Raw genomic sequence first — 6,022 nt, forward strand, 5'->3', positions numbered from 1 at the left:
GCAGTAGAGGTCCCACGCCGTGCGGACGTCGGGCAGGCCGGCGACCCAGGCGCGGGCCTGGGCGTAGAGCGCCGCGGCGACGTGGGTGTTGGTCTGGAAGAAGCCCTGCGGGCGCAGTGACAGCTCGAGCCCCTCCAGCCGCATCGGCAGCGACGACTGCGGGGTCAGCACGATCTCGCGCTCGCCCTCGAGCACGGCAGCGTGCGTGGGCTGCACGTTGAGGGACACGACGCGCAGGAGGGGCAGGGCCTCCAGCAGCCACGGCAGGTGCTTGCGGATCCGCGTCTCGTCGGCGGTGGAGCGCACCACCAGGCGCAGCATCAGCTCCCCGTCGGGGGACTCGGTGAGCAGCACGTGCTTGAGCTCGCCGCGACGCGTCGCGACGTCGTACGGCGTGAGGTCGGCGCGGGTGATGAAGGTGGCGACCACCTCCAGCGCGGCGGTCAGGCCGGGGGAGTGCAGTCCGCAGTCGCGCAGGTCGACCCCGGTACGGGTGCGGTCGAGGATGCCCAGCGTCGGGGCGACCGAGGTGCCGCCGACCGCCATCTTGGCCTTGTTGCGGAATCCCGCGTCGGGGCCGGCCACGGTCGGCAGCCAGACCGGAGACGGCATGAGCGAGCGCGCGTGCGTCTCCTTGTCGCTGAGCTGCCGGGCGCGCGGCACCTCCAGCAGCGTGCAGGAGCGACAGCGGTGAGCGTCGTAGTGGTGGCAGTCCACGCCGGGCCGGCTCCTCAGCCGCGCAGCCGGCCCATCCACTCCTCGACCTCCGCCGAGGTGCGGGGGAGCGCCGCGGAGAGGTTCTGCGAGCCGTCGGCGGTGACGAGGATGTCGTCCTCGATCCTGATCCCGATGCCGCGCAGCTCCTCGGGGACGAGCAGGTCGTCCTCCTGGAAGTAGAGCCCGGGCTCGACCGTCAGCACCATGCCCTCGGTGAGATCGCCCTTGGGGTAGATGTCGACCGAGGAGCGGCCGCAGTCGTGCACGTCCATGCCGAGCATGTGCGAGGTGCCGTGCAGGGTCCAGCGTGCGTAGACCTTCGACTCGGGGTCGAGGGCCTCCTCGGCCGAGACCGGCAGCAGGCCGAGGTCGGCGAGGCCGTGGGCCAGGATCTCCATCGCCGCGTTGTGGGCGGCAAGGAACGGCACGCCCGGCCGGACGGCGTCGATGCCGGCCTGCTGAGCGGCGTGGACCAGGTCGTAGAGGTCGCGCTGCACCGGCGTGAAGCGCCCGTCGACCGGCAGCGTGCGTGTCACGTCGGCGGTGTAGAGGTTGCGTCCCTCCACCCCCATGTCGAGGAGCACGAGCTGCCCCGGGGTGATCGGGCCGGTGTTGTCGATCCAGTGCAGCGTCGTGGCGTGCGCGCCGCCGCCGACGATGGAGTCGTAGCCGATGTCGTTGCCCATGGTGCGGGCCCGGCGGAAGAAGGTGCCCTCGATCCAGCGCTCGCCGTGCTTGAGGACGCGGTCCCACTCACGCACCGAGTCCTCGAAGCCGAGCGTGGTGATGTCGCACGCCTCCTGGAGCTCGGCCACCTCCCACTCGTCCTTGACCAGCCGCAGCTCGTCGGCCACGCGGGCCAGGTCCTCGTCGGTGCTGATGTCACGGGTCTTGCGGTCGTCGTCGAACGACGGCAGGTCCTGCACGTGGCGGACCTCGATGCCGAGCGAGTCGGAGATCTCGCGGGCCGAGGGGCGGCGACCGGCCCACAGCTCGCCGTACTGGCGGTCGCGGAAGAACTCGTCGCTGTCGCGCTCGGAGCGCGGTCGCGCGTAGAGCACGGCCTCGCCGACCCCGTCCGACCCGCTGTCGATGACCAGCACGGCGTCGGAGGTCTGGTTGCCGGAGAAGTAGGTGTGCGCGGTGTCCGGGCGGAACCGGTAGTCGGTGTCGTTGGCCCGCACCTTGAACGTGCCCGCCGGGAGCACCAGCCGCTCGCCCGGGAAGGCGGCCGCCAGCGCCGCGCGTCTCCGCGCGGCGTGCTCGGTGACCGGGTGCCGGGGGACGTCGAGCTCGCGCTCGCCCCACCCGGTGCGCATGAAGGCGGCGTACGCCGCGGGCACGGCCGGGTCGTGCGACTCGGTGGCCAGCTCGGCGCCGGTCTCGGAGGTGGCGACGTCGGTCTCGGTGGGGTGCTCCTCGTTCACGCGGTCACTGTACGCCGGGGCGAGGAGGGTGCTCCGTTAGGCTTCCGCGCATGCCGAGACGACGTCGCGACAGCGTTGCCTTCGCCGTCGTCGTGACGGGGTCGGTGCTGCTCGGCGCCCTCGTGATGGCCCTGGTCATCGCCCTGTCGGGGGCCCCTGGGTCCCTCGCTGTGGCCGCGCTGCTGGCGGCCCTCCCGGTGGGCCCGCTGGTCGGGTGCTTCATGTGGCTGGACCGCTACGAGCCCGAGCCCCGGTCCCTGCTGGTCGCCGGCCTGCTGTGGGGTGCGTTCGTGGCGACCGCCGCGGCGCTGGTCTTCCAGGGCATCGGCATCGCCGGAGGCGCCAACGACAGTGAGAGCCTGTCGGTCCTGGCGCCGGTGACCGAGGAGCTGACAAAGGGGGCCTTCCTCGTGCTCCTGCTGTGGTGGCGGCGCCACGAGCTGGACGGCGTGCTGGACGGCATCGTGTACGCCGGGATGGTCGGCATCGGCTTCGCCTTCACCGAGAACATCCTCTACCTCGCGGCGGCGTACGACGGCACCGACGGGCTCGGGCCGGGTGGCACCGAGGCGCTCACCGGCACGTTCGTCCTGCGCGGCATCGTCAGCCCCTTCGCGCACCCGTTCTTCACCGCGTTCATCGGCGTCGGGGTCGGGCTGGCCGTGGCGTCGCGCCGGACGTCCCGCCGCGTGCTGCTGCCGGTCCTGGGCTACGTCGCGGCCGTGCTCGCGCACAGCCTCTGGAACACCGCCACCCTGTCGGGGACCGACAACTTCCTGGTGCTCTACGGCACCCTGATGCTCCCGGCCTTCCTCGGGTTCGTCGCGTTCGCGCTCTACCGGCGCCACGCAGAGCGCGGGATGATGCGCGCCGCCCTCGAGGACGCCGCCGGTCGTGGGCTCATCCCGGCGACCGACATCCCGTGGCTGGTCGACCTGCGGGCCCGCCGCCACGCACGCGCGTTCGCCCGCAGGGGTGGGGGAGCGCACGGGGAACGCGCCATGCGGGAGTACCAGGCCGCCGCGATAGAGCTCGCCTACCTCCATCACCGCTATCTTCGCGGGACGGCACCACGCGACTTCGCCGAGCGGGGGCACGACTACCTGCAAGAGCTCAACGCCGTACGCCCCTACATTGCCTTCCCCGGACAGGTGGTACCCACCCGATGACCGAGCTCCAGTCCCGCCAGGAGAGCGCCGACAGCACGAAGATGCTGACCGCTCTCGTGCGGCTGCGCGGCGCGCTGCAGGAGGTGCGGCTGCCGTTGGAGCTGCCGTCCGCCCCGGACCAGCGCCGGGCGCAGGGGGAGATGGTCGACCAGCTCGAGGACTACGTCATCCCGCGCCTGATGACGATCGACGCCCCCCTGCTCACGGTCGTCGGCGGCTCCACCGGAGCCGGCAAGTCCACGCTGGTCAACTCGCTCGTCGGCACCCGGGTCACCCAGCCCGGCGTGCTGCGCCCGACCACGCGGTCCCCGGTCCTGGTGCACAACCCGGCCGACGCCCACTGGTTCGGCCAGGACCGGCTGCTGCCCGAGCTCGAGCGGGTCTCACGCAGCACCAACGACCCCGAGGCGCTCCAGCTGGTGGCCTCCGAGACGGTGCCGGCCGGCCTGGCCATCCTCGACGCCCCCGACATCGACTCGGTGGAGGAGCGCAACCGCACGCTGGCGGCCCAGCTGCTCGCCGCCGCGGACCTGTGGCTCTTCGTCACCTCCGCCGCGCGGTACGCCGACCAGGTGCCGTGGGAGTTCCTGCGCAAGGCCGCGGAGCGGTCGGCCGCCGTCGCGATCGTGCTCGACCGCACACCGCCCGAGGCCGTCGAGACCGTGTCGACCCATCTCGCCCGGATGCTCGCCTCCCGCGGGCTCAAGGACTCGCCGCTCTTCACCGTCACCGAGGGGGGCGTGACCGAGGACGGGCTGCTGCCGCCTGAGTCGGTCGCCGACATCCGCGCCTGGCTGGACTCGCTGGCGGCCGACTCGGAGGCCCGCTCCGCCGTGGTCCGCCAGACCCTGGAGGGCGCGATCCGCACCCTGTCCCGGCGTACCCACTCGGTCGCCGACGCCGCGACCGAGCAGGTAGACGCCGTACGTCGCCTGCGCGAGGACGTGAACCGGTCCTACGACCAGGCCGTGGAGGCCGTCTCCGAGGCGTCGGCCGACGGCACCCTGCTGCGCGGGGAGGTGCTCGCCCGCTGGCAGGAGTTCGTCRGCACCGGGGAGCTGCTCAAGTCGCTGGAGACCCGTGTCGGCTGGCTGCGCGACCGGGTGGTCAACGCCGTGAAGGGCAAGCCCCAGCAGGCCGAGCGGGTGACCGTGGCCGTGGAGTCCGGCCTGGAGACACTGATCCTCGAGCACGCCGAGGCCGCGGCCGAGCGGTCCGAGGCGTCGTGGCAGTCCACCGCGGCCGGGCAGATGCTTCTGACGCAGGGTGGCGAGGACCTCGGCCGGGCGTCGCGCGACTTCCGTCGGCGCGCGGAGCGTGCGGTCCGCGACTGGCAGTCCGACGTGCTCGACATGGTGCGGACCGAGGGGGCCGACAAGCGCTCCACCGCCCGCTTCCTGGCCTTCGGCGTCAACGGTCTCTCGGTCGCGCTGATGGTCGTCGTCTTCGCGCACACCGCCGGGGTCACCGGCGCCGAGGCCGGCATCGCCGGCGGCTCGGCGGTGCTCGGGCAGAAGCTCCTCGAGGCCGTCTTCGGGGACCAGGCCGTGCGGTCGCTGGCCGACCGGGCGCGGCGCGACCTCGAGGTCAAGGTGGCCGACCTGCTGGAGGGGGAGCGCCGGCGCTACATCGAGCTCCTCGACGGGCTCGAGATCTCGCCGGAGACCCCCGAGAAGCTGCGCACCGCGGCACGCCGTGTCGACGACCTGCGCTTCGCCGCGAGCACGGCCGGCACCCCGCAGGCCGCCGCGACGGGTGCGGAGGCGGCCGGGCCGACCCCGGACGCTTAGGGTGGGACCTCGATCCGACCTGCAGCCGACGAGGGAGAACATGTCGTCCTTGCTCGAGGGAGCCAAGAAGCGCCTCTCCCGGAGTTCTGACATCGGCGTACGCGTGCAAGGCCTCGAGCAGGCCGTGGACGGCGCGCGTGGACGCGTCGACGACGCGATCCTCGACGACGCCCAGGGCGTCGTCGACCGGGCGGCCAGTCGTCTCAAGCTGTCCGCCGAGCACACCGTGGTCGCGCTGGCCGGGGCCACCGGCTCGGGCAAGTCCTCCACCTTCAACGCCCTGACCGAGCTCGAGCTGTCCGCCGTCGGCGTCCGCCGGCCCACGACGTCGTGGGCCACCGCGTGCGTGTGGGGCCGCGACGGCGCCGAGGAGCTCCTGGAGTGGCTCGGCATCCCGGCGCGTCACCAGGTCACCCGCGACTCCATGCTCTCTCCGGGCCGCGAGGACCCCCAGCTCCAGGGCGTCGTCCTGCTCGACCTGCCCGACCACGACTCCACCGAGGTCTCCCACCACCTCGAGGTGGACCGGCTGGTCAGGCTGGCGGACATGCTGGTGTGGGTCCTCGACCCGCAGAAGTACGCCGACGCCGCCATCCACGACCGCTACCTCGCGCCGCTCAACGCGCACCGTGACGTGATGATGGTCGTGCTCAACCACATCGACACCGTGCCCGAGGACCGTCGCGAGGGCATGCTCGCCGACGTACGCCGCCTGCTCGAGGCGGACGGTCTCGCCGGCGTCCCGGTGGTCGGCGTCAGCGCCCGCCACGGGATCGGGATCTCCGACCTCCGAGCGGCCATCGCTGCGAAGGTGGCCGAGAAGAAGGTCACCCGCGCCCGCCTCTCCGCCGACATCCGCAGCGCCGCGGAACGGGTCCAGGAGGCGTCAGGCACGGCCAGGAGCCGGTCGCTGTCCGCC

General features: G+C 72.8%; 4 protein-coding genes and 1 pseudogene. 3 read left to right on the forward strand and 2 right to left on the reverse strand.

The window, feature by feature from the left end; translation table 11 throughout:
• Positions 1-717 (reverse strand): annotated as a pseudogene (locus ACXJKL_RS12250) (23S rRNA (uracil(747)-C(5))-methyltransferase); the annotation flags it as partial.
• A 14-nt stretch (positions 718-731) separates the two neighbouring features.
• Positions 732-2,144 carry an aminopeptidase P family protein gene (locus ACXJKL_RS12255; protein WP_457207325.1) on the reverse strand — a complete coding sequence of 471 codons (1,413 nt, stop codon included), beginning with the start codon at positions 2,142-2,144 and terminating at the stop codon, positions 732-734.
• Between the two features lie 50 nt (positions 2,145-2,194).
• Between ACXJKL_RS12255 and ACXJKL_RS12260 the strand changes: the two genes are divergently transcribed.
• From ACXJKL_RS12260 to ACXJKL_RS12270, 3 genes are all read left to right on the forward strand, one after another.
• Positions 2,195-3,313 carry a PrsW family intramembrane metalloprotease gene (locus ACXJKL_RS12260; protein WP_457207326.1) on the forward strand — a complete coding sequence of 373 codons (1,119 nt, stop codon included), beginning with the start codon at positions 2,195-2,197 and terminating at the stop codon, positions 3,311-3,313.
• Entirely contained in the window at positions 3,310-5,103 is a 1,794-nt protein-coding gene (locus ACXJKL_RS12265; protein WP_457207327.1) for a dynamin family protein, read from the forward strand. Before ACXJKL_RS12260 ends, ACXJKL_RS12265 begins: the two co-directional genes overlap by 4 nt.
• A 40-nt stretch (positions 5,104-5,143) precedes the next feature.
• Positions 5,144-6,022 (forward strand): GTPase (locus tag ACXJKL_RS12270; RefSeq protein ID WP_457207328.1); only part of this gene is annotated, 879 nt, incomplete at its 3' end.

Source organism: Nocardioides sp. P5_C9_2, from assembly GCF_054049555.1.